The 22,688-nt window shown below is 63.6% G+C and carries 22 protein-coding genes; 18 read left to right on the top strand and 4 right to left on the bottom strand.

Going from position 1 to position 22,688, the window contains the following annotated elements; genetic code table 11:
* Positions 1 to 5 precede the first annotated feature (5 nt).
* Genes VSX77_RS03420 through VSX77_RS03450 form a run of 7 tightly spaced genes read left to right on the top strand, consistent with a single transcriptional unit; the run spans position 6 to position 10,116 of the window.
* Positions 6 to 1,073: an NAD(P)/FAD-dependent oxidoreductase gene (locus VSX77_RS03420; RefSeq protein ID WP_338426266.1), complete on the top strand. Its 1,068-nt coding sequence runs from the start codon at positions 6 to 8 to the stop codon at positions 1,071 to 1,073.
* Positions 1,070 to 3,334 (top strand): class I tRNA ligase family protein, encoded by a 2,265-nt coding sequence (locus VSX77_RS03425; RefSeq protein WP_338426267.1) that lies wholly within the window; start codon positions 1,070 to 1,072, stop codon positions 3,332 to 3,334. Before VSX77_RS03420 ends, VSX77_RS03425 begins: the two co-directional genes overlap by 4 nt.
* Positions 3,331 to 6,693, top strand: coding sequence for an amino acid adenylation domain-containing protein (locus VSX77_RS03430; protein ID WP_338426268.1), 3,363 nt, complete (start codon positions 3,331 to 3,333; stop codon positions 6,691 to 6,693). Before VSX77_RS03425 ends, VSX77_RS03430 begins: the two co-directional genes overlap by 4 nt.
* Before the next feature lies 1 nt (position 6,694).
* On the top strand, positions 6,695 to 8,206 hold the full coding sequence (locus VSX77_RS03435) for an AMP-binding protein (RefSeq protein ID WP_338426269.1): 1,512 nt from the start codon (positions 6,695 to 6,697) through the stop codon (positions 8,204 to 8,206).
* On the top strand, positions 8,203 to 8,457 hold the full coding sequence (locus VSX77_RS03440; protein WP_338426270.1) for an acyl carrier protein: 255 nt from the start codon (positions 8,203 to 8,205) through the stop codon (positions 8,455 to 8,457). Before VSX77_RS03435 ends, VSX77_RS03440 begins: the two co-directional genes overlap by 4 nt.
* Positions 8,414 to 9,085, top strand: a complete 672-nt coding sequence (locus VSX77_RS03445) for a GNAT family N-acetyltransferase (RefSeq protein WP_338426271.1) — start codon at positions 8,414 to 8,416, stop codon at positions 9,083 to 9,085. Before VSX77_RS03440 ends, VSX77_RS03445 begins: the two co-directional genes overlap by 44 nt.
* Positions 9,082 to 10,116: a C45 family peptidase gene (locus tag VSX77_RS03450; protein WP_338426272.1), complete on the top strand. Its 1,035-nt coding sequence runs from the start codon at positions 9,082 to 9,084 to the stop codon at positions 10,114 to 10,116. The genes VSX77_RS03445 and VSX77_RS03450 overlap by 4 nt, the downstream gene beginning before the upstream one ends.
* A 43-nt stretch (positions 10,117 to 10,159) precedes the next feature.
* Here VSX77_RS03450 and VSX77_RS03455 read toward each other — a convergent pair whose 3' ends face one another.
* A complete protein-coding gene (locus VSX77_RS03455; protein ID WP_338426273.1) occupies positions 10,160 to 11,074 on the bottom strand; it encodes a hypothetical protein in 915 nt (304 codons plus the stop codon).
* Positions 11,075 to 11,262: 188 nt separating this feature from the next.
* On the opposite strand from VSX77_RS03455, the gene VSX77_RS03460 reads away from it, so the two are divergent.
* A complete protein-coding gene (locus VSX77_RS03460; protein ID WP_338426274.1) occupies positions 11,263 to 13,428 on the top strand; it encodes an iron-containing redox enzyme family protein in 2,166 nt (721 codons plus the stop codon).
* A 14-nt stretch (positions 13,429 to 13,442) separates the two neighbouring features.
* On the top strand, positions 13,443 to 14,600 hold the full coding sequence (locus tag VSX77_RS03465; protein WP_338426275.1) for an acyl-CoA dehydrogenase family protein: 1,158 nt from the start codon (positions 13,443 to 13,445) through the stop codon (positions 14,598 to 14,600).
* A gap of 31 nt (positions 14,601 to 14,631) precedes the next feature.
* On the opposite strand, the gene VSX77_RS03470 is transcribed toward VSX77_RS03465, so the two are convergent.
* Positions 14,632 to 15,393, bottom strand: a complete 762-nt coding sequence (locus VSX77_RS03470) for an alpha/beta fold hydrolase (protein WP_338426276.1) — start codon at positions 15,391 to 15,393, stop codon at positions 14,632 to 14,634.
* Between VSX77_RS03470 and VSX77_RS03475 the strand changes: the two genes are divergently transcribed.
* The 9 genes from VSX77_RS03475 to VSX77_RS03515 all read left to right on the top strand — a co-directional run bounded on the left by VSX77_RS03475 (position 15,320) and on the right by VSX77_RS03515 (position 21,539).
* Complete coding sequence (locus tag VSX77_RS03475; RefSeq protein ID WP_338426277.1) at positions 15,320 to 16,324, top strand: TetR/AcrR family transcriptional regulator; 1,005 nt, start codon at positions 15,320 to 15,322, stop codon at positions 16,322 to 16,324. The two genes, VSX77_RS03470 and VSX77_RS03475, sit on opposite strands and share 74 nt — an antisense overlap.
* Before the next feature lie 105 nt (positions 16,325 to 16,429).
* Positions 16,430 to 16,942, top strand: coding sequence for a hypothetical protein (locus VSX77_RS03480; protein ID WP_338426278.1), 513 nt, complete (start codon positions 16,430 to 16,432; stop codon positions 16,940 to 16,942).
* 7 nt (positions 16,943 to 16,949) lie between these two features.
* Positions 16,950 to 17,549: a LysE family translocator gene (locus VSX77_RS03485; protein ID WP_338426279.1), complete on the top strand. Its 600-nt coding sequence runs from the start codon at positions 16,950 to 16,952 to the stop codon at positions 17,547 to 17,549.
* A 238-nt stretch (positions 17,550 to 17,787) separates the two neighbouring features.
* Complete coding sequence (locus tag VSX77_RS03490) at positions 17,788 to 18,612, top strand: formylglycine-generating enzyme family protein (RefSeq protein WP_338426280.1); 825 nt, start codon at positions 17,788 to 17,790, stop codon at positions 18,610 to 18,612.
* 153 nt (positions 18,613 to 18,765) lie between these two features.
* Positions 18,766 to 19,539 (top strand): hypothetical protein, encoded by a 774-nt coding sequence (locus tag VSX77_RS03495; protein ID WP_338426281.1) that lies wholly within the window; start codon positions 18,766 to 18,768, stop codon positions 19,537 to 19,539.
* A 218-nt stretch (positions 19,540 to 19,757) separates the two neighbouring features.
* Positions 19,758 to 20,087: an ArsR/SmtB family transcription factor gene (locus VSX77_RS03500; protein WP_338426282.1), complete on the top strand. Its 330-nt coding sequence runs from the start codon at positions 19,758 to 19,760 to the stop codon at positions 20,085 to 20,087.
* Positions 20,084 to 20,542, top strand: a complete 459-nt coding sequence (locus tag VSX77_RS03505) for an SRPBCC family protein (RefSeq protein WP_338426283.1) — start codon at positions 20,084 to 20,086, stop codon at positions 20,540 to 20,542. Before VSX77_RS03500 ends, VSX77_RS03505 begins: the two co-directional genes overlap by 4 nt.
* Before the next feature lie 50 nt (positions 20,543 to 20,592).
* On the top strand, positions 20,593 to 21,288 hold the full coding sequence (locus tag VSX77_RS03510; protein ID WP_338426284.1) for a DUF899 domain-containing protein: 696 nt from the start codon (positions 20,593 to 20,595) through the stop codon (positions 21,286 to 21,288).
* Between the two features lie 11 nt (positions 21,289 to 21,299).
* Positions 21,300 to 21,539, top strand: coding sequence for a hypothetical protein (locus tag VSX77_RS03515; RefSeq protein ID WP_338426285.1), 240 nt, complete (start codon positions 21,300 to 21,302; stop codon positions 21,537 to 21,539).
* A 25-nt stretch (positions 21,540 to 21,564) separates the two neighbouring features.
* Here the strand turns inward: VSX77_RS03515 and VSX77_RS03520 are convergent, their stop codons facing one another.
* Entirely contained in the window at positions 21,565 to 22,218 is a 654-nt protein-coding gene (locus VSX77_RS03520) for a glutathione S-transferase family protein (RefSeq protein WP_338426286.1), read from the bottom strand.
* Positions 22,215 to 22,688, bottom strand: a complete 474-nt coding sequence (locus tag VSX77_RS03525) for an SRPBCC family protein (RefSeq protein WP_338426287.1) — start codon at positions 22,686 to 22,688, stop codon at positions 22,215 to 22,217. Before VSX77_RS03525 ends, VSX77_RS03520 begins: the two co-directional genes overlap by 4 nt.

The raw sequence follows: 22,688 nt of genomic DNA on the forward strand, positions 1-22,688 counted from the left end.
AGCGGATGCGCGAACGGGTCGTCGTCGTGGGCGCGGGGATTATCGGCGCCGTCATCATCCGGGAGATTCTGGCCGCGCGGCCGGAAACGGAGATCATCGCGGTCGATCGCGACTTGGTCGGATCGGGTGCATCGCGGCGGTCCGCCGGGCTGCATTTTGCGGCTGGCCGAACTGAACGCACGCGCGCCATGGCCGCGATGAGCGAAAGTTATTATCAAGCGCTCGCAGCCGGCGATCCGAGCCTGCCAATCTATCCAGTGGCACTGGACGCAGTCGCATTCGGCGCAGCCGCACCGGCGGCGTGGGGTAATTTTGTCCATGCGGGACCGATCGAAACGGCTCCGACCGGCCGCCAGGCAGCAATAGCCCAACCGCCGGGTGCTTCCGTCTGGTCGGTCCCCGCCTGTCACTATTGCGATGTCGAGGCCTTTGCAGCGCGCCTAGTCCGCGATGTCCGGAACGCGATCTCGCTGCTCGAGGGCGTCGCCGTCACGGCTGTTCGCGAGGAGAGCGGAGCCGTCGTTCTGCTGCTCTCCACCGGCGAGACATTGCGGGCGGACAAAGTGGTTCTGGCACCGGGCCCATGGGTGAATGCACCAGCGTGGCGTGCGCTGACTGCGCCGCTGGGCGTCCGCGTGAAAAAGGTCGTTGCCTGTCATCTGGACGCGGCGGTCGACGCGGCGGATGTCGCAGTCCTGTTCCCGGAGGAAGACGCGTTCCTGCTGCCGCTGCGGCATCGCGGCCATTGGCTTTTCAGCTATACGTGCCCCGACTGGGACGTCGATCCCGACGCACCGCCGCGGGGTATCGATCGGCGCAATCTCGACGAGGCGCGGGCAGTGCTTCGGCGCTACGCACCCGAGCTGGCCGGGCGATTGCAGTCCGGCCGCCTATTCTGCGACGCTTACAGCCCGTCGCGCGAACCGATTGTCACCGCGCTTGGCGCAAGCGGGCGGATCGTCTTCGCCGGCGCGGCCAATGGATCGGGCTACCGTCTGGCGCCCGCCATCGCCGCCGAAACGGTGGCGCTGCTCGATGATTGCCCCCCTGCCCCAGGAGCACGCGCGCGATGAAAATCATCACTCTGGATGAAAGCGTCTACTCGGCGGCGTTCGGCATCGAGATGGCCCCGATCAGCAGCCTGGCGGGCCCCGGCGGTGCCGCAAGCTTTGGTCGCGTGCTGCCGGGGACCGCGACAACGCCGCACCAGCATGACGAAGCCGAGGCCTTTGTCATCCTCAAGGGGGTCGGCGAGCTGATCGTCGATAACGTCGTTTATCGGGTCGGCCCGGGCTCGGTGGCGGTGTTCGAGCCCTTTGAAACGCACATGCTGCGCAACCGGGGGCGCGAGCCGCTGGAGTTTCTGGACCTTTTCGGCCGCGATCCGGCGCGGGCGGCCGAAGCGGGTAAAAGCAGGAGCAGCGGCAAGCAACGCTTTGCCGATCGGCCGGTCTTCGTCTTTTCCACGCCGCCGACGCCGAACGGCGACCTGCATCTGGGCCATCTCTCCGGACCCTATCTCGGCGCCGACGTCTTCGTTCGATTCCAGCGCATGAACGGGGCCCAGGCCTATCACCTGACGGGGAGCGACGATTTCCAAAGCTATGTGGTCGCCCGCGCCCGCCAGGAAAACAGCGATCCCGCGCAGGTTGCCGCGCATTATGCCGCGGAGATACGCGCGACGCTGGCGCTCATGGACATCATCGTCGACCAGTTCACTGTGACCGGCACGGACCCGACGTACCGCGCGGGGCTGCAGGATTTCTTCTCGCGCCTGGTTCGCTCGGGCGGGGTGCAGCGGCGAAAGGATGCGGCGCTGTTCGATGCCGGCACCGGCCAATATCTCTACGAGGTCGATGTCGGCGGGCTATGCCCGAGCTGCTCGGCGCCTGCCGGCGGCAACATCTGCGAAGAATGCGGCGAGCCCAATCTTTGCGTCGATATGGTCGAGGCAAAGTCGAGGATTTCCGGGACCGAACCCGCGCGCGGAACGGCCGATCGCTTCTCGCTGCCGCTGCACGATTTCCGCGAAACCGTGCTGGCGCATCACCGCATCGGCAAGGTTTCGCCGCGGCTTCAAGAACTTGCGCGACGTGTCTTTGCGCGCAAGGACTTTCATTTGCCGGTTACCCACCCTGCCGAATGGGGCGTGCCGCCGCTGGAGTCGGTCGAAGGGCGGCAGGTCATCTGGGTCTGGCCCGAAATGGCCTATGGCTTCCTGCACGGGATTGCCGAGCTGGGGCGCCGCCACGGGCGCGACTGGTCGGCGGATGCGCCCCAGCGCGACTGGAAAATCGTCCATTTCTTCGGTTACGATAACAGCTTCTATCACACGATCCTGTATCCGGTGCTCTACGCGCTCGCCCACCCCGATTGGGCGTGCGACATCGAATATAATGTCAACGAATTCTACCTGCTCGGCGGCGAGAAATTTTCAACCAGTCGGCGGCACGCGATCTGGGGCAAGGACATATTGTCGCCCGAAACGGTCGATGCGGTGCGCTATTATCTCGCCCTGACGCGCGGCGAAACCGAGCGGACCAATTTCGAACTGGAAAGCTGTCAGGCCGCGATCTCCCGAACATTGGTCGGGCAGTGGCAAAGCTGGCTGAACGATCTGGGGGAGCGTATCGCATCGCAGTTCGGCGGCTACGCCCCCGATGCCGGGGTGTGGTCGCCGATCCAGAGCGCCTTTCTCGCGCGGTTGCAGGCAAGGCTGGACGCGATCACGATCCATTATGGCGCCGACGGCTTTTCGCTCAACGGCGTGATGCGCGAACTCAATGGGCTGGTCGAGGATGCGATCCGGTTCGCGGCGACGCACCGCTGCCTGTCGGGCGATCGCGATGCCCATGACGAATGGCGCACCGTCATCGCGCTCGAACTGGCCGCCGCGCGGCTGCTCGCGCAATGCGCCGCCCCCGTCATACCGCGCTTCGCGGGCAGGCTGGCGGAAGCGATCGGCGCCGACGGGGTCGCGGCGCATTGGGCGGACGGGGTCAGCTTGCTGCCGCCCGGCACCGAAATCAGGCTTGCGGGCGCATGTTTCTTCGCCGTTCCGGAGGCGGCATCGCTCACCCTGCCGCGATCGGGTCCGGATGCGATGCTCCGCGCGATCCTGAACCTCGCGCCTGACGTGCCCATCGGATCGAAGGCGCCCGCCGATCTTGGCCTCACCTCGCTCGGCGCGATCACGCTCCAACACAGGCTGCAAACCGAATGCGGCGTCGAGCTTTCGATCGGCGACATATTGGAAGCCGCGACGATCGACGCGCTCTTTGCCGTCGTCGCCGCGCGAAACGCATCGCGTCAGGAGGAGGGAATCACGATATGAATGCCGAAAGCATTCTGAAAACGGTCGCCGAGCGCGGCCTTGTCCTGTTGCGGAGCGGCTCCAACCTGCGGCTGGAGGGACCGCGGTCGGCGATCGACCCGGCGCTCGTTGGGCTGATCCGGGGCGCCAAATCCGAACTGATCGAGCATTTGCGGAGCGCGGCGGCGGATGACAGCGGGGGCATCGCGCTGACCCCGATGCAGGCAAGCTATTATTATGGCCGGCAGGATCATTTTGCGATGGGCGGCGTGTCCTCGCATGTCTACCGCGAGATCGAAGGCGTGTTCGATGCCGCCCGGCTCGAAGCGGCCTTTTCCGCGGTCGTCGCGCGGCACGGGATGCTGCGCACCCGCTTCGAAGACGATGCGACGCAGGTCGAGGTTGGTGCCGCGGAGGCGTCGCCGGTGCAAATCGCCGTGGCGGATCTGCGCGAGCTTCCGCGCGCCGCCCAGCTAGAAGCGCGGGACCGGACGCGGGCCGAAATGGCGCAGCAGGTGCTGCCCGCCAACGATGCCCCGCTCATCGACGTGCGGCTGACCATCTTCAGTGACGCCGACATGATCCTTCATGTCAGCCATGACGGGCTGATCATCGATGGCAGCAGCGCCTTCCTGTTCTTCGAGGATTGGCGCCGCGCCTATGAGACGCCGGATGATCCAGGAGTGTGCAACGCATTGCAGGTGTCGTTTTTCGATTATGTTCGCGCGCTCGCAGCTGCGCAGGCTGCCCCGGAATATCGGCGCGCGCGCGATTACTGGCTGAGCCGGCTGGACGCCATTCCACCGCATCCGCAGCTGCCGCTGTCCGGCAACCCCGCGACGATGAAGGCGCCGGTTTCGGTGCGCCACGAATTTCGGATCGAACCGGAGCGCTGGTCGGCGCTCAAGGCGCAGGCGGTCCGCGGGGCGCTCACACCGACGGCCGTGCTCGCCGCAGCCTATGCCGAGGTGTTGTCGCTATGGGGTGCTGGCGAGCGCTTCACGCTCAACGTCACCTTGGCGAACCGCTTGCCGATCCATCCCGACATCGACCGCGTCATCGGCAATTTCACCGATTGCATGCTGTTGCCGGTCGAGATCGATGTCCGCGCCGATTTTGCGGAGCGCGCTACCCTAATTCAGGCGAGGTTGCGCGAGGGGCTGGACCATCGCCAATTCTCCGGCCTCGACGTCATGCGCGAAATCGGCCAGCGCGCCGGCACTGGGCAGGCGGCGCCGATGCCGTTCACCTTTAACAGCACGATAGGCGCCATTCCGGACGGTTCGGCGATCAGCGCCTGGGGGCGCGAAGTCTATTCGGTCAGCCAGACACCGCAGGTGTGGCTGAATGCCTTCGCATCGGAGAGCGACGGCGCGCTCCTAATCCAGATGGATTCGGTGGACGCGCTCTTCCCCGACGGGCTGATTGCCGCTCTGACGGGGAGCTATGAGCGGCTTCTCGTCGCGCTGGCAGAGGGCGACGCGGCGTGGGGACGGATCGATCAAGAACTTTTGCCGCCGGACCAGCTTGTCCGGCGCCGGGCAGCCAATGACACCGCCACCGCCATCCCCCCTGAACAGCCCTATGCCCGCTTTCTGCACCATGCGGCGGCAGCGCCCGACTCGGTGGCGATCGATTGCGGCACCAAGCGCCTCAGCTACGGCGAGTTGTGCGCCGGAGCCTGCGCGGTGGCGCGCTGGCTGAAGGGCAATGGGATCGGCCGCGACGATCTGGTCGGCATCGTGATGCACAAGGGGTGGGAACAGATCGTCTCGATCCTCGGCACCTGCCTCGCCGGCGCCGCCTATGTGCCGATCGAGGCGGGGCTTCCAGAGGCCCGGCGCGAAGCGCTGTTGTCGAACGGGTCGATCCGGTGCTCGCTGGTGCAGGATGCCGCTGCAGTGGAGAGCCGCGACGGCGCGGCGAGCCTGATCGTCGATGACGCCTTTCTGGAGCAGGCGCAGCATGGCGAAGCAGAAACGCGGCCCGACGAGTTCGCTCCCACCGACTCGTCGCAAGTCGATCTAGCCTATGTCCTCTACACCTCGGGCTCGACCGGCATTCCAAAGGGCGTGATGGTCACACGGCGCAACCTGATCAATCTGGTCGCCGATAAGACAAGCCGCTTTGATATTTGCGCGACGGACCGTTTCTTCGCGGTCAGCAGTTGCAGCTTCGATTTGTCCGTTTTCGATATATTCGGAGCGCTCTCGGCCGGTGCGGCGCTCGTCATTCCCGAGGCGGCGCGCGCAACCGATCCCGGCCATTGGCTCGACCTCGCGACGCGGGCGGGCGTCACCGTATGGAATTCGGTGCCGGCGATCGTGGGGTTGCTGGTCGACGAGGCGGCCGCGTCCGGCCGCGCGCTGCCGCCGACATTGCGGCTCGTGATGATGAGCGGGGATCGCATTCCGACGACGCTGCCGGGGCAGATCGCCGCATTGGGGCCCGATGTGCGGATCGTCAGCCTGGGCGGCCCGACCGAGACGACCGTGTGGAACATTCTCTACCCGATCGACGATCCCGCTGCGATCGACGGACCCATTCCCTACGGCAAGCCGAACGCCAACAACCGCGCCTATATTCTTGATGCGCAGCGCCGCGAATGCCCCGATTGGGTGCCCGGCGAACTCCATGCCGCCGGCGAAGGGGTCGCCAAAGGCTATCTGGGCGACCCCGAACTGACCGCCGCGGCCTTTTTCGACCATGAGCCGCTGGGCGAACGGCTCTATCGCACCGGCGACAGCGCTCGCTATCGACCCGACGGCAACATCGAAATTCTTGGCCGCGTCGATTTCCAGATCAAGCTCAACGGGTATCGCATCGACCCGGCGGAGATCGAGGCGATCTTGGTCCGTCAGCCGGGGATCGCGGCGGCCGCCGTGGTGGGTTGCAGCACGCCCGATGGCCCTCGCCTCGTCGCCTGTCTGGTCGATGCCGATGACGGGACCGCGGTGGCGGAATGCCCATTGATTGCCGCGCTGGAAGCAGCTCTGCCCAGCTATATGGTGCCGCGGCAGTTCGTCTGGCTGGATCGCCTGGCGTTGACCGGCAACGGCAAGGTCGATCGCGCCTTGCTTGCCCGGACGGTGATAGCGGACACGCCCGACCCGGCCAGCGAAGCCGCGCGCGCGCCGTCAACCGAACTCGAAGCGAAGATTGTCGACATCTGGTCCGATATATTGCGAACCAACGCAATCGAGCCGGGCAGCGAATTCTACCAGCTGGGCGGCACGTCGCTGTCGGGCGTCCGGCTCCTCGCCCGTATCCGCAAGGAATTCGGCATATCGGTGCCGATTTCCAGACTGCCGCGGCTCGACACGCCGCGAAAAATGGCAAGCCACCTCGATCAACTGCAATCCCATGCGCAGACCTCCTGATATGGACCAGATCATCAATCGCGTCGCGAACGGTCGGCCCTCGCCCGCGAAGTCGTTGATCATCTATGGTCCGGGCGGGCGAACCATGATTTCGCTGTCGGAACTCGACCGGCTTGCCCGAAAGACCGCCGTCTATCTTCAGCGCCTTGGCATTTGCGCCGGGGACCGGATCGGCATCGTCGCCCGAAACCGGCTCGAATGGCTGTTGATCGATCTCGCCGCATTGAAGCTCAAGGCCGTCACCGCCGGTTTCGAGGCCGGAAAATTCCCCGTGACGGCCGCCCTTGCCGAACGATATGCGCTCCGCATCATCTTCAGCGACGAAGCGCCGGGTGCGCCCTGCATTCGGTCGATGGACGGCCTGATTGGCGCGCTGGACGCGCTGCCAGACGATCCCGACCTCGATCCCGTCGCCTTTGCGCCCGACGACGTGACGACGATCAAATTCACGTCGGGGAGCACCGGCGAGCCCAAGGGGCTGGCGGCCACGGTCGGCAGCATCGACAGTTCGATCGCCGCGACACAGGCGCTGTTCGCGCATTCGCCGGACGACAGTCTGTTCGTTTTCCTGCCGCTGTCGCTGTTGCAGCAGCGATACTGGATCTATTCGGCCCTCGCCTATGGCCATGATGTCGTGCTGTCGACGTACGAGCTGGCCTATTATGCGCTGGGGCGCGAGGCGCCGACGGTGGTGATGGGGGTTCCCGCCTTCTTCGAAACGCTGCGCAAAGCGATCGCGGCGCGGGCCGGGAGCGACGATCCGGCGGCGCTCCGCCGTGCGGCCAGCGAGGTTATGGGGCCGCGCATCCGCTATCTCTGGACCGGCTCCGCCCCCGCTGCCCCCGACATGCTCCGCTTCTTCGAGGATTGCGGCACGCCAATCTTCGAGGGCTATGGCATGAACGAAACCTGCATCGTCACTAAAAATGCTCCGGGAGCCCATCGACGCGGCAGCGTGGGCAAGCCGATCAATGGCAAACAAGTTTCGATCGATGCGGACGGCATCGTCGTTGTGCGCAGCGATTTCCCGGTCAATACCCGCTATCTGTTCTGCGCTCCGGGCGAATCGGAACGCATCTTCCAGCGCGACGGATCGGTGCGCACCGGCGATCTCGGCCGCTTCGACGCGGACGGATTTCTCTACATTCTGGGCCGGGCCGACGATATTGTCGTCCTCACCAATGGCCGCAACGTCCTGGTCCGACCGATCGAGGAAAAGCTCCGGTCCTGTCCCGAGGTTGAGAATTGCATCGTCGTCGGTTCGGGCGACGACCGCCTTTCGGCGATCCTCTGCGCACCGGACGGCGAAGCGGCGCGCGGCGCCATCCAGCGTCATATCGCCGATCTGAACAACAGCAGCGGAGCGGACGAACGGATCGGCAAGTTCCTGATCGTCGATGAGCCGTTCAGCATCGAGAACGGGCTGCTGACCTCGCAATATAAACCAAAACGCAGGGCGATCATGGCCCGGTTTGCGGATGAAATATCTCGCGTAACAAGAGGATTTATATGAACAATCTTGAAGCCCTAGTTCGAAAGAACCTCTGTCGACTGGTTGATCTGGACATCGATCGGATCGCTCTCGATGCCAGCCTTGCCGATGAATATGGGCTGACATCGCTCAATCTGGTCGTGCTGGTGACGTCGCTCTGTGAGGAGACGAACACTCCCGTTTTCAACTTTACCGACAGGCATATCGCCCAGCTGAGGACCCCGCGTGATGTCGTCACCCTGTTTGCAAATGCCGCCGACCAGCCGGCTTGATTGGTTCGGCCAACTGGCCGAGGTGTCGCTGGAAAATGATCATGCCCGGCTGCGGCCGATCGCCCCCACCGATCGTGCGGCGCTCGCCGACATCGCGTTCGACCGAGATATATGGCGCTATTTCGTCCAGCGGATCGACACGGACGAGGATCTCGACCGTTTCATCGAACAGGCCGTCGAGGACACCGCCGCGTGTCGGCGGGTCGTCTTTGCCGTCATCGACAAGGCGAGCGGCGCGGTGGCCGGCAGCATGGCCTACGGCAATCTGGCCGAGGCCGACCGGCGGCTCGAAATCGGGTGGTCGTGGCTTGGGCGCGCGCATCGGGGGAAGGGCCTCAATCGCTGGGCGAAATTTCTGTTGCTGCAACATGCGTTCGAGCGGCTGGAATGCGAACGGGTCGAATTCAAGACCGACGTGCGCAATCTCCAGGCGCGCAAGGGCTTGCAGAATATCGGCGCGACCGAAGAGGGCGTGCTGCGGAGTTTCAACTATATGCCCGATGGGCGCCGCCGCGATGCGATCTATTACAGCATCCTGCGGCGTGAATGGCCGGCGGTTCGGTCTGGTCTGCTCAAAGAGCGGAAACTGACCCGGCCAGCCAGCGAACTGATCGGGTGGGGGCCGTGACAAAACTGTGCATCGAGGGCACGCCGCGCGCGCTTGGACACGCACATGGCATGGCGCTCCGCCAGCAGATCCGCGCCTTTCTCGATGACGATCTGGCGCGGCTCAATCGCGTCTTGCCGCAGCCAGTCAGCCTTGCGGCACTGGCGCCGGAGATTGCAGCCTATCGCCGGGAGATCGCCGAGGGCGCGCCGTCGCTTGCCGAAGAGATCGAAGGGCTGGCCGAAGGCGCCGGCATCGCGCCCGACGAGGCGATGCTGTTGCAAATGCGCCGCGAAGTGATGGGCTATTCGCGGTTCCGCACGGCGGGCGACTGCACGACGCTGTGCCAGCAGCGCGGCGATGGCCCCCTGCTCGCCCAGACGATCGATCTCAATGGCAATCTGGAGGACCAGATGGTCATTCTGCGGATTGCGCATCGAGCGAGTCCGCGCCGCGTGCTGTTGCTGAGTTTCACGGGGCTGCTCGGATACCTCGGCCTCAACAGCGACGGCCTCGCCATCGGGCTCAACCTTGTGCTCGGCGGCGCATGGCGGCCGGGCATCCCGCCTTATCTCGCAATCCGCCACCTGCTCGATACGTGCAGCGACATCGAATCCTGCCTCGATTGGTTGTCGAGGACGCGGCTCGCGAGTTCGCGTTCGCTGCTGCTGTGCGATGCACGGCGCAGCGTTATCGTCGAACATTGCGACGGGAAGCTCGCCGTCCGCGAGGGGCGTAGGCTGGTGCATAGCAATCATTTTCTGTCGCCAGACTTTATCGCGATGGATCAGATGAACCCATTTGCGCGCAATTCCTCGGTGCAGCGGCTGGACGCCTGTGCCGCGCAGCTCGATCGGCTGAGGGGTGACGCAGGTCCGGAAGACTATATGGCGCTGTTGTCGCGCGGGCCGATCTGCGTGCCCGACACGGGCAACATAGCCCGCGAGAAGACCGTCGGCGCGGTGGTCCTGTTGCCGAAGGCGGGCGCGCTCCATGTCCGGCGCGGCAACCCCGCGCTCGCGCGAACCGAAATATTCAGCCTGGCGGGGTGAGATGACCCATTGCCCCGCCCTTTCAGCCGCAGCCTGCCGAAATTCAGCGCCTGCGCAGCAACGCGCCGAAGCGGGCGCCGGAGACGCTCGATCCCAGGGCCAGCAGCTCGCCGGACGCCACCAGATCGCGTGCCGCCAGATCGATCATGTTGATCAGCGGATCGCAGGAAAACACGTGACCGAGGCGGGGAATATTGTCGAGATAGAGCTGGTCGCGGCGAAACCCGGCCTGCTGTTCCTTCAAGAGCAGGATCGGCTTCCACAGATTATTGTGCGCGAGACATTTGATGTCGCAGAGGTCGACCCCGGCCCGCGCGAGCAGCTCGGCATTCACCCGCCGCGTCAGATCGGCCGAGATTTCGCCATTGGGCGTCATCGATCGGCTATCGACCGCCGCGGCAGTACCAAGCAGCTGGAATTCGCCGCCGGCTTCGGCGCTGACGATGCAGCTTGCCGCCCCGTCGCTGAACACCGCGAAGGGACGCAGCCGGTCATCCTGCGCGCCGATCGTATCTCCGGCCACCGCCAGTATCGCCGCGTGCCGCCCGCTGCGGACCAGCGCCTCGGCGAGGCCAAGCGCCGCCGTCAGCGTTGCGCAGCGATTGAGGGTCACGCCGTAGGGGATGGCGTGGTGCAGGCCGAGCGTATCGAGCAGCCGACCGACGACATCGGCGTGCCCATCGACATCGGCGGGAAAGCGCGTGGCGCACAGGATGACGGCATCGACCTTTGGCGCACCGTCGCCAAAATCCGCCAGGCTTCGGCGCGCGGTTTCGGCCAGCAGGTCGAGGATCGGCCTGCCCGTCACGCGAAATCGATCCCAACCCCACAGACCGGCGTCGTCGATCATCTGATGTTGCGCGAGCCAGTCGGCCAGACCCGGAAGCTCGCTTACGCGCCGCTCTTCTTCGCCAAGCGAATAGTGGCAGCCGTGAAGATTTATCGTCGATTTTTCCATGCCGCGCCGATCCGCCAGTGGGTGTGATGGACGTCACCGAAGCGAGATGTGAAATGAAAGGCCTGCCGCAAGCAATCGATATTGCACCCAAATCGCATCCTAGTTTGGATGACTTTCAGCGCCCTCCCCCACGTCGCTTCCTTGGCAGCATGATCGGGCGGTTTCATTTTAGTCCGACGGCCCGGCCGTTGGCCGATGCGGCGCTTGCGGCCGAGCCCGCCGAGATCGCCGCCCACCTGTTGAACGATGGCGAAAGCGAGGCGATGCTGCTGGTCGCCAAGCAAATACTCGATGCGACGCTCGCCCTTCCGGAGTGGGACGATGGCGCGATGGACATGGTGGCGCAGGCCCCCGCCCTCCGCAGCGGCCGCGTCGATCGGGACGCGCTGCGGCGCTCGCTCGAAGACCAGCGCGTTGCCGCCGCCGCGATGCTCGACGGCGCGGCCGCGCTGGGAACCGCGGCGCGACAGGCGCTCCTTCGCGGACGGGCCGCGCTGTCCTTGCTCGGCGATTGCTGGCTCGACACCGTTTCGCAGCCCGCGACGCAACCTGCCGCGATCGTCAACGGGCTGTTCGGGCAAAGATGGTCGCTTCTTGGCGAGGGCCGTCCCGCCCGGTCCTGTGTCGCCATGCGTCGGCGATCGCTCGAGGCGGCGGGCATTTTCCTGCCCGCCCTCTCCGATCCGACCTTCTTTCGCGAGGCCGCGAGCGATGCGATGACGTCGTTGCACGCGGCGTTCCTGCTGTCGCTGTCCCGCTATCCGGCGACTTATTTTCCGGAACTGATCGGAATCCACGCCGCCTGCCACGCGTTGGGGATCGACGACCGAATTGCGGGGCTCGACCCCATCGTGCCCCCCGAAGCGGCGTGGGAAATACTCGACGCCTACCTCGATGCGCTGGACGAGGACGCGGCGGCCGAAGCCCTGTCGCGCCGCCTCGTCGATGCGGTGCGCGTCTTTGTCTGCCTGGAAAGGCGCCATGCGGCGATGCTCGCCGACCGGGCGGCACGATCGGCCGGCCAGTCGCTTGATCTGCAAGTTGCCGAGATCGTCCGGCGCCACGCGCCCTTTGCCGGAAAGCAACATCAACGCGTGCGGATCGGCGGAAAGCCGCTTTCCGAAACTGCGACCGAAACCGATCAGGACCTTGCCGCCTTCCTCAAGGATTTCAAGCGTTCTGGCTATCTGCGCGCCGATAAAAAAGGCAGTTGCCGCTTTATCGACGCCATCAAATTCGGCGGGCCGATGTTCGGCATATTTACCGATGAGGAAGCGGACGTCCTCAAATCCTGGTTTCATAGCACGGCACAAACGATCGACGCGCCGATAAACCTGCCGGAGGGGCGCGAAGAACCGGTCGCGCGATTGTGGCTGGCCAATATCCGGGAGCGTCCACCCCGCGACACGGTGTTTGAATCGGCCGCTGATCTCGATGACCGCACCCTATTCTATCAGCTGGTGAATATCGAAAATTTCGCGAACATCTTGCCCGTTGCGCTGGAGCGCGTTCAAGCGGGTCTCGCTCGATCGGAAATGCTTTTCCACAGCGAGGATACGGGGCGATATACCGATGCCCGCTTCTTCGATTATTCGCCCGAAGCCCTCGTCGATCGGATCGAGTCCATCTATTGGCACCAGCTCGTCGAACCCTATGCGCCGCTCACCGACATTCCGCCGCGCGATGAGGTTGTCTTCGGCCAGAAATATTTTGCCCTCGGCAATCTGATCGACGGTTGCTGGGCCTTTCGCAGCGGCGGCACGAGCCGTTTCGGGCAAATCGCCGATGTGAAGCTGTTCGGCATCTATGCCGATGAGATGGGATTGGGCGATGTCGAGAAAAACCATATCACGCTGATCCATCGCGTGCTCGGCAGTCTGGGGATCGACTTGCCGCATATCCGCGACGAAGCCTTCGTCGATCAGGACGAAATTCCCGATATATTCTATACGTTTCCGTTGAATCAGCTGTCGCTCGGTCAGTTTCCGAAGCGCTTCCATGCAGAGATTCTGGGCTATAATCTGGGCTCCGAGATGCTTGGCCTTGGCGAGTTGCGGATGCATGAAATCCAGAAGCTGAAGCATTGGGGTTTCGATCCAATCTACGAGGCCGTGCACCTCTCCATCGACAACATGTCGGCCGGCCATGCCCGGCAGGCGGCGGAAATCATTCAGGCGCATCTCGCCGAAACGGCGCAGCAATATGGCCCGGATGTATGCGCTGCCGAATGGCGCCGCATCTGGAATGGCTACGCCTCATTCGCCTATTTCGTGGAAGGCGGGACGCTGGAAGCGCCAGCCCCGGTCACGCACGGCGACGAAGCAAACGCCGATCGTTGCGCTTTGACGCTGTGATCGCGGCCGCTGATATGAAAATATTCGATCCCTCGGTTCTTCGACTGCCGCTGTATGAAGAACGGCATCGGCAGCTCGCGGACCGAATTGAAAAATGGGCGGACGAGATCGCGTCCGAACCGGACGAGATTGAAAGGCGCTCGCCCGCCGAAACGGGACGCCATCTGACGACGCTGTTCGGGCGAAACGGGTGGTACGGCGACGCCGACGCGCCCCCGGATTTTCGCAGCATCTGTTTGGTTCGCGAGGGGTTCGCATTCGTCCATGACTTGTTCGACTTCGCTTTTTCGATTCAGGCCCTCGCGGCTACACCGCTGATCCGATACGGCTCTGCCCAGCAGCGTGCGGCGCTGCTTCCGGACATATTGGCCGGGCGATCGATCGGCTGCCTTGCCATATCCGAACCCGATGTCGGTTCGGACATCGCCCACGTGTCCCTGCGGGCCGAACGCCGCGGCGACTCCTATGTCCTCAACGGCACGAAGACCTGGATCTCCAACGCCGACATTGCCGATTTCGCGATCGTCCTGGCGCGCACGGCGGACGAGGCCGGGCCGCTTGGGCTCAGCCTGTTTTACGTGCCCGCGGCATCGCCCGGTATGCGGGTATCGGAAACGATCGAGACGATGGCGCCGCGCTCTTTTGGCAGCCTGAGCTTTGAAGGATGTGTCGTAGCGGCCGACCAGATGATCGGGAAACCGGGGCATGGCTTCGCGATCGCGGGCGAAATTCTTGAACAATATCGAGTAACGGTCGGCGCCGCCGCGACCGGTTTTGCGCGCCGGGCACGGAGCGCGGCACTCCGATGGGCGCACGCCAGACGCCTTGGGGCCGGCACGGTGTGGGACATGCAATTGACCAAATCGAAGCTCGCCGACAGCGAGGCGGCGCTGACCGCCAGCGCATTGCTCGTCGCCCAGGCGGCGTGGGAGATCGACCACCAGATCCGCGGCTATGGAAAGCATTGCAGCATCGCGAAACTGTTTGCGACCGAACAAGCGCAGCGGATCGTCGACGACGCGGTGCAGATTTTCGGCGCCGCAGGAATTGTGAAGAATGCTGTGCCCGAACGTCTCTACCGGCAGATCCGGTCGCTGCGTATCTATGAAGGAACCTCCGAGGTTCAGCGCCTGATCATCGCCGGCCATCTCCAGAACCCTGAAACAGCATAATCCCTCGATCGCGATGAGGCCGTATCCAGCATCAAGATCGCGATCCGACAAGAAAGCGATTAACAGTTTCGGAAAACTGGTCGGGATTATCGGTCATCACCGCGTGACCGGCGCCCGAAATTTCCTGAAGCTCCCCATCCTTCAATATTTTTACAATATCCATCGCCTCTTTCTTGCTCAAGATCGCAGACCCTCGTCCCCTTATCAATAGCGTCCTGCATAATATTTCGGACAATATGGACTTATAATCCTCTTGAAATTTCGATACATTGTTTATTATTTTCTTAATCGCGGGATCAACTTTCAGCACGAAGCGTCCCTCGGGCGTTTCGCGCAAAGCATTGCTCACGATATGGGGGATCATCCTGGGATGCGTCAGTGGTCGCTTGTCCGATAGCCATCGGGCGTACTCGGCGGGGGAACCGAAGCCATCGCATTGCTCGCGGAATTGCGACATGATATTTTCATGAATAGCCGGCTTGGCGCTCAAGGAAAAGTCCACGAGGACCAAATTCCTTATACGATCCGGTATATTGGAAGCGACTTTGATTGCCACCGATGCGCCAAGGGAATGGCCTATCAATGATATATTGTTCAAATTATATCTGCAAACCATATCTACAATATCAGACGAATATTTGATGATATTATAGTTATTTTTATCCTCTGCGAAATAATCTCCATGACCACGGAGATTAATGATTATCGCACGATATTGCTTGGGCAAGCGCGCGGCAAAATCATACCATATAACCGCCTTCACCGAAACCGTGAAGAAGTATACAAATCGCATCGCCGTCCCCGCACTGCTCAAAGTGGAAAGGCAATTGATCTTCCCCGGAATCGCGTGTGCTTGGTCCGAATCGCTCTTTCATGATTACCGCCATATTTGTTTGGCGAAGCTTATACATCATCCTCCGCTCCGTGCAGGCCTTGTCGGACCCATCCCTTGCCGTTCGCCGCCACAGGCGCTGTTCGATTACCGGTGTCGTGCCGGCCATTCCTTCGATGTTGATCGCACCAGCCGATCGGATAATGGACAAACGTCCCGAACCCCGGTGAATGGCTTTGCACCGGGCCGCGGCGGAGTCCGGAAAAGCCGCAAAGGAACCAGCATGGCCATCGATCGCCGGATCGCGCGAACACGCACCGCTCTGTACGACGCGCTTGTCGCCTTGATCGGCGAGCGCGATTATGATGCGATCCGCATCGACGACATTTTGGCGCGCGCGAATGTCGGCCGTTCGACCTTCTACACCCACTTCAAATCCAAAGACGAATTGCTCGCGCGCAGCCTCGATCGCCTGCGTTCCGAGCTGCTTGGCGCCATAGCAGCCCTCCCGGCCCCGGATGCCGGCGTCGTGTCGCAAACGCTGTTTCAGCATATCGACGGACACAGGAATATTCAGGCGTCGATCGCAGGCGGGGCGGCGAATGCGATCGTGCGTCAGGCGATCGTGGCCAATTTCGCCCAAGTGATCCGTCCGCTGTTACCGCAGCGCGCCGGGGCCATCCCGCGCGAGCTGGCGATCGGGCATATCAGCGCGACCCTGCTTTGCGTCCTCGAATGGTGGCTCGATCGCAATCCGGCGACACCGTGGCAGGAAGCCGAGAGCCTGTTCCGGAAGCTAGTCCGTAACGGGCTCAACGACCAATGGCCGGCCCCGGACGGTCCCACTGCACAGCGCGGCGCTGCGCACCAGATTTTACAGAAGAATATATAGGTTCATCCAAAAATGGATTTCGGGACCATAGTGTCCGAAAAAGCCGGCCCCCGAGCCGCACGCACGCGGTAGGACCGATCATCGCTTACCACCAAGGCTTTCCCGATGTCCGAATCGATCCTCTATCACGCGCAGCCCCGCCATCTTCGCCTGACGACGCTTGCAACACTTGGCGTTCTCGTGACGACGGCGGCGCACCATATTTATGGCGCCGACCTTTTTTCGACCCCTTGGCGGCTCCATATCGTTTATATCAGCATCCCGGCGGCGATCCTGATCCTGGGTACGATTCCGATCGCGCGCGCCGATGCCCGGCGTTTGAGCAGCCGGATCGCATCGTGGGTTTATTTTTTGGTGTCAGGCGGGTTCGCGGTGGGAATGATCGGATTTTACGAAGGCGGCTACAACCATCTTCTTCCAAACATCCAATATGTGCTGGGCGCCGAAACAACGCTGCGCGAGGGGCTGTACCAGCCGCCGGACGACCCGATATTCCAGCTCAGCGGCATCGCACAATTTTTCATCGCGCTTTTCGCCGGCTGGGGCCTTGTCGGCCTCGCGACCGGGCGAGGCGCGCGCGCCGCGGCGGCATCTCTCTCAGGCCGCCGCGGCGCCTGACGCCCCCATGTCCGACCTTCTCAACTTCACGCTTGGCGCCGCCGCGCTGCTCGGGTCGCCCGGCCCGGGCATCGCCGCTCTCGTCGCGGTCGGGCGATCGCGGGGCATCGCGCGCGGTCTTCCCTTCCTCGCGGCGATGCAGCTTGGCCTTGCGCTCGCCGCGGGCCTGTGCGCGGCGGGCCTGACGGCACTGATCGCATCCAGCCCGACGCTGGCGACGGCGCTCACTCTCATTTCCCTCGTCTATCTCGGCTGGCTTGCCTGGTCGATCGCCTCCGCGCCGCTCGCCGGCGAAATCGCCGGAGAGCAGAATTCGGGCGGCTTCCCGCTGGCGGGTGCGTTCCTGCTCGGAATTGCCAATCCCAAAGCCTATCTGGCCTTCGCGTCGCTCCTGGCATCCTTCTCGATCGCGGTGCCCGCCCACGGAACGCACGACAATTTCCTGAAATGGCTGATCCTTGTCGTCGTGATGATCGTGGTCGATGCGGCCTGGCTCGCGACCGGAGCAGGACTGGGCCGCATCCGCATGGCCCCCGCGGCGGAGCGGACGATGAATATCGCGATGGCGCTGATGATCGTGATAGCGTGTCTTGCAACGCTGCGATAACCGCAGCGGCCGCTTTACGCGCTCGAGCTTTCCTCTGGTCCGCCCGGGACGTTAAACATTCGGCCGCCCGGACTGCGCTTTGCACAAGATGGAGACAGGCGTCATGAAGCTAGATTTACTCATCCTCTTGATTGCATCTGTCCTCATTGGGGGTGCAGCAGCGGAATATTCCTCGGCAAGCGTCACTCCCCCCATGACGCCGGGCGCCATTTTTCGCGACTGCGAGGGATGCCCCGAGATGATCGTCGCGCCGACGGGAGTCTTCACAATCGGGTCGCCCGACGACGAAAAAGGCCGGCGCGACGATGAAGGGCCGCAGCGCACCGTTCGCGTGACCCAGACGCTGGCGGTCGGTCGCTTCGAGATCACCCGCGATCAGTATCAGCGGTTTCTGGATGCAACCGGCCGTCCCGTGCGCGGCATGTGCGTCACCGACCGGCGAAAATCGGGGACATGGGAACCCGATCCCGATACCAATTTTTACGACCCGGGCTTTGTTCAGGCCGGAGATCATCCCGCCGCCTGCGTCAACTTTTTCGATGCCGAGGCCTATATCGCGTGGCTGAACGCCCGTACGGGGGGCGGATACCGCCTGCCGAGCGAAGCCGAGTGGGAGTTTTTGGCGCGCGCCGGTTCGACGTCCGCCTATCCCTGGGGAGCGGATGTCAACGATGGCTGTCCCTTCATGAACGGGTTCGACGCGACGATCGTGGCGCAAAAGGGCGATCTATATGCCGGCGAGCCGGTTCCCTACGCAACCTGTTCGGACGGCCATCTGAACACGTCGCCGGTCGGCGCGTTTAAACCCAATGCGTTCGGCCTTTACGACATGCTCGGCAATCTCGCCGAATGGACCAGCGACTGTTCGTCTTCCTCCCATGCAACACTTTCCGAAGACGGGATGCGGACCGAACAGGATTGCAAGACGCGCATGGTGCGCGGTGGATCGTGGGGAACGCAGCCGCGCCAGCTGCGAAGCGCCGAGCGCATCCGCTACGCGCCCGAGGCGCTGGACGACTCGATCGGCTTTCGCGTGGTAAAGGAGCTGCCTTCCGCGAAATAACGCGGGCGATGAATTCTGGCGCGGACGCAGACGCGATGGCGCTCGCCGCCGACCCGCCCGCCACAGGCGCACTCTTGTCAAAGATAGGGTGCGCCTCTATCCCTGCGGACGCCGCCCCGGGGCGCGCCAACCATCCGACGCCACCACCAAAGATTGCTTCAGCTGAGCCTCGTTCCAGCCACCCCCTATGTCGAACAGCTCAGCATCGGGCCGGGCCGCCGCGCGCTTGCGCTGAGCCTGGCCGTGCTGATCCCGGCTTTCCTGCTGCTCCTGCTGCTGTCCTTTGGCCCCGAACCGCGGCCCAAATTCAAGGCCGAGAGCGTCAGCGTCATCAGTGTCAAGGCCACCGAGACTGCGGACGAGGCGCCGGAGGCGGCCAGCGCGGAGCCCGCACAGGCCGACGAGCGGCCTGAGCCCACGCCCCCGCAGCCGGCCACCGAACAAGCGCGGCCGATGCCCACCGCTGAACCGAAGGCTGCCCCGATCCTGCCCGCACCGACCGCGCAGCCGCCATCGCCGGCACCTCCACGGATCGGCGTTCGTCTGCGCGGCGACCAAGCTCAGGGGCCACCCAACAGCGGAGGCTCGGCATCGCGCGATACCGAGCGTGTCGGAACGGCGCCCAATGGCGAGCCGCTCTATGCTGCGGCCTGGTATCGCGAGCCGCGGGAGGATGAGCTGCGCGGTTATCTGTCGACCGCCAGCGGCCCCGGTTGGGGCCTGATTGCCTGCCGCACGGCGCCCGATTATCGCGTCGAGGATTGCGTCGGCCTCGATGAGTATCCGAACGGATCGCAGATCACGCGCGCGGTGCTCGCCGCTTCATGGGCTTTCCGCGTGCGGCCGCCGCGCCTTGGCGGACAGCCGCTGGTCGGCGCGTGGGTCAGGATCCGGATCGATTATGGCGTGAGCCGGCGCGGCCGCTGATATGGATGTCGCCGCCGAGCGCGGTTCCAGCAGCGCCGGTTATCGGCGGACACGACCGGCGTCGCGCGCCCGGCGCTCGTCCCCCGCATCGAGCGCCCCCTGTGCCATCATGGCCGCGGCCGCCGCGCCGAGCCCACGCGGCTTCGACCACGAACGGCCTATCAATCGTCAATCAAATTAGTGTTGACTAATTAATTAGCGTGCGCTAATCATTTTGCATGATCCAAGCTGCCGCCGTCGATACCGTGTTGCGTGCCCTCGCCGATCCCACGCGGCGGGCCGTGTTCGAACAGCTCGCGCGCGGTAACGAAATCAATGTTGGCGAGTTGACCCGGGCCAGCGGGGTGTCGCAGGGCGCCGTATCGCAGCATCTGAAAGCGCTGAAGCTGGCGGGCCTCGTCGTCGAGCGGCCGCAGGGGCGGAAAGTCTTCTATCGCGCGCGGCCCGAAGGGCTCAGCCCGCTGTCGGACTGGCTCGGATATTATGAGTCCTTCTGGCGCGAACGGCTCGACACCTTGCATGATCTTTTGAAGGAGATTGACCCTTGAGCGAGAATATGGTCGCGGCGGATGTCCGGCAAATCGTCATCGAAGACGTCTTTTCCCATTCACCCGAGACGATCTGGAAGACGCTGACATCCGGCGAGCTGATGGCGCGCTGGGCGGGCATGGCCCCGGCGGGCTTCGCGCCGGTGGTTGGCAATCGTTTTACCTATCAGACGACGGCCGCGGGCGAGTGGGACGGCACGATCGAATGCGAAGTGCTCGAAGTCGTTCCCAACGAGCGTTTCGCCTATTCGTGGCGGGGCGGGCACGAGGGCAATGTGGGTTACGGCTCGCGGCTCGACACGATCGTCACATTCACGCTGGAAAAGACGGACGGCGGAACGCGCCTGCGGCTTGTTCACTCGGGCTTTGTGCTGCCGCACAATGAGGGCGCATTTAGCCGCATGAGCGGCGGCTGGGTCCAGGTCGTCACGCGCATCGGCACCATGGCGTCTTGAGCCAACAAACAGGACACCTCCCCCACCTCTCCCAACACAAGGAAAACAGTATGCAGTTGACGAACCACCCGCCGATCGTGTCGCGCGAAGAATGGGACGCCGCCCGCGAGCGCCTGCTCGTGCAGGAAAAAGCCCTTACCCGTGCCCGCGACGCGCTCGCCGCCGAGCGGCGGCGGGCGCCGTGGCTGGAGATCGATAAGGACTATAAATTCCTGGGACCGAAGGGTAAAATGAGCCTGCTCGACCTGTTCGACGGCCGCCGCCAGCTCGTCGTCTATCGCGCCTTCATGGACCCCGGCGTATCGCGCTGGCCCGATCGCGGCTGCATCGGCTGTTCGATGGTCGCCGACCATGCCGTACATCCCGCGCACCTCAACGCGCGCGACACCAGCCTCGCCTTCATCTCGCGCGGATCGCAAGAGGATTTGGCCAGGGTGAAGGCGCGCATGGGGTGGGACCATATCCCCTGGTATACGATCACCGACGATTTCGACGCCGATTTCGGGGTCGACGAATGGCATGGCACCAATGCGTTCTTCCGCGATGGCGAGCGTATCTTTCGGACCTATTTCATCAACGGTCGCGGGGATGAGCAAATGGGTAGCACGTGGAACTACCTCGATATTACGGCGCTTGGTCGCCAAGAGAAATGGGAGGATTCGCCGGAGGGCTATCCGCAGACCGACCCCTATGGGTGGTGGGTCTGGCATGACAACGCGGGCACCGACGCTGGGCGCGACGGGTGATCGCCGGATTGATGCCGAAAGATCATTCGGGTCTGGGACGCGCCGCGACGTGGCTGAGCCTCGCCGCGGCGCCGGCCTTTGCGGTCATGGCGGTCCTGACGGCCGCCGAAGGCGATGGACTGGCGCAGCGGCTGTGCGGCGGCGCGAATAGCCCCTTCGGCGGCATGGTGCCCATGTATCTTCTGATGAGCGTGACCAACTCCGCCGCCTGGCTGCGTCTCCTCGACAGGCGGCGGCGCCGGATCATCTGACAGCCAGGCTTTGCCTGGCCCTCCCCTAATCGCGGTCGGGCGCACCGAGCGGAAAATAGTGACGAAAGCGCCGCGCTTCGTCGACGGCGCGGGCGAAGGACGGCCGCGCCAGCAGGCGCGCGCGATAGGCGATCAGGTTTTCGTAGCGCTCCGGAATTCGGTGCGTCCAGTCGGCGTAAAAAAGCGATGGCGCGGCAGCACAATCGGCAAGCGTGAACGTTTCACCCACCGCCCATGTCTTGCCGCGCATATGCTCGTCGAGCCAGGCGTAGCTGGTGTCGAGCAGTTTGCGCGCCTCCTCGACACCGTGGGGATCGCGGCTTCCCTCCGGGCGCAGGGCGTCGAACACGAATTTGCCCTGCGGCGTCATGACATAATTGTCGAACACGCGGTCGAGCATCCGCACCTGCCAGGCAAGGTCGGGATCCTCGGGAATCAGCTTCACCGGTCCCGGATGATGGACGCCCAGATATTCGATGATGGTCGTCGCCTCCATCACCACGCGACCATTTTCGCGCAAGATCGGAAACCGCTTCATCGGCCAGAGCGAAGCCAGTTCGTCACCGACCCCGGGCTCCTCGAGCATCCGTTCGGTGAACGCGATGTCGTTTTCGTAAAAGGCGATCAGCGCCTTCTGGCAATAGGAGGAAAACGGATGGGAAAATAGTTCGATAGTCATGCAAAAGCTTTCAGTTCGCGGCCCTCGATCAGGGCGACCAGATTGTCGATGTGCCAGGTTGTGCCGTGTTCGCGGCCTTTGACGGCCTCGTCACCGCCGCTCAGATAGCTTCCCTGCTCGGTGTGGATCAGCCGGGTCTTGTCGCCCTCGGCGCGAAGTTCCAGCGTCAGCAGCGATACCGACAGCTTGTCGCCATTATGGAAAAGATCATAGACGAGGATGATCCGCTCATTCTCCACAATGTCGTGATAGGTCGCCTGGAAATCGGTAACGAGCCCGCCGGGCCAGCGCGCGTGGAAGCGTTCCTTTCCCCCAACGCGGAAATCGAGCTCGCGGTCCAGCGTTTCGATGTCCGCCGGCGCCTTGAACCAGCCGTTTTTGGCTTCGAGGCTGCTGTAGGCCGCAAAGACCCGCGCGGGCGGCGCGCTCAGCACCCGTTCGATCGTGAAGATGGCATTGGTGACGGCCAC

The organism is Sphingopyxis sp. TUF1 (assembly GCF_036687315.1).
GTDB lineage: Bacteria > Pseudomonadota > Alphaproteobacteria > Sphingomonadales > Sphingomonadaceae > Sphingopyxis > Sphingopyxis kveilinensis.

Coding starts and splice junctions, on each gene's coding strand:
- VSX77_RS03430 (WP_338426268.1), top strand. CDS start 3,331: ATGAATGCCGAAAGCATTCTGAAAACGGTCGCCGAGCGCGGCCTTGTC.
- VSX77_RS03435 (WP_338426269.1), top strand. CDS start 6,695: ATGGACCAGATCATCAATCGCGTCGCGAACGGTCGGCCCTCGCCCGCG.
- VSX77_RS03455 (WP_338426273.1), bottom strand. CDS start 11,074: ATGGAAAAATCGACGATAAATCTTCACGGCTGCCACTATTCGCTTGGC.
- VSX77_RS03490 (WP_338426280.1), top strand. CDS start 17,788: ATGATCGTCGCGCCGACGGGAGTCTTCACAATCGGGTCGCCCGACGAC.
- VSX77_RS03440 (WP_338426270.1), top strand. CDS start 8,203: ATGAACAATCTTGAAGCCCTAGTTCGAAAGAACCTCTGTCGACTGGTT.
- VSX77_RS03445 (WP_338426271.1), top strand. CDS start 8,414: ATGTCGTCACCCTGTTTGCAAATGCCGCCGACCAGCCGGCTTGATTGG.
- VSX77_RS03485 (WP_338426279.1), top strand. CDS start 16,950: ATGTCCGACCTTCTCAACTTCACGCTTGGCGCCGCCGCGCTGCTCGGG.
- VSX77_RS03470 (WP_338426276.1), bottom strand. CDS start 15,393: ATGCGATTTGTATACTTCTTCACGGTTTCGGTGAAGGCGGTTATATGG.
- VSX77_RS03515 (WP_338426285.1), top strand. CDS start 21,300: ATGCCGAAAGATCATTCGGGTCTGGGACGCGCCGCGACGTGGCTGAGC.
- VSX77_RS03465 (WP_338426275.1), top strand. CDS start 13,443: ATGAAAATATTCGATCCCTCGGTTCTTCGACTGCCGCTGTATGAAGAA.
- VSX77_RS03425 (WP_338426267.1), top strand. CDS start 1,070: ATGAAAATCATCACTCTGGATGAAAGCGTCTACTCGGCGGCGTTCGGC.
- VSX77_RS03420 (WP_338426266.1), top strand. CDS start 6: ATGCGCGAACGGGTCGTCGTCGTGGGCGCGGGGATTATCGGCGCCGTC.
- VSX77_RS03480 (WP_338426278.1), top strand. CDS start 16,430: ATGTCCGAATCGATCCTCTATCACGCGCAGCCCCGCCATCTTCGCCTG.
- VSX77_RS03500 (WP_338426282.1), top strand. CDS start 19,758: ATGATCCAAGCTGCCGCCGTCGATACCGTGTTGCGTGCCCTCGCCGAT.
- VSX77_RS03520 (WP_338426286.1), bottom strand. CDS start 22,218: ATGACTATCGAACTATTTTCCCATCCGTTTTCCTCCTATTGCCAGAAG.
- VSX77_RS03510 (WP_338426284.1), top strand. CDS start 20,593: ATGCAGTTGACGAACCACCCGCCGATCGTGTCGCGCGAAGAATGGGAC.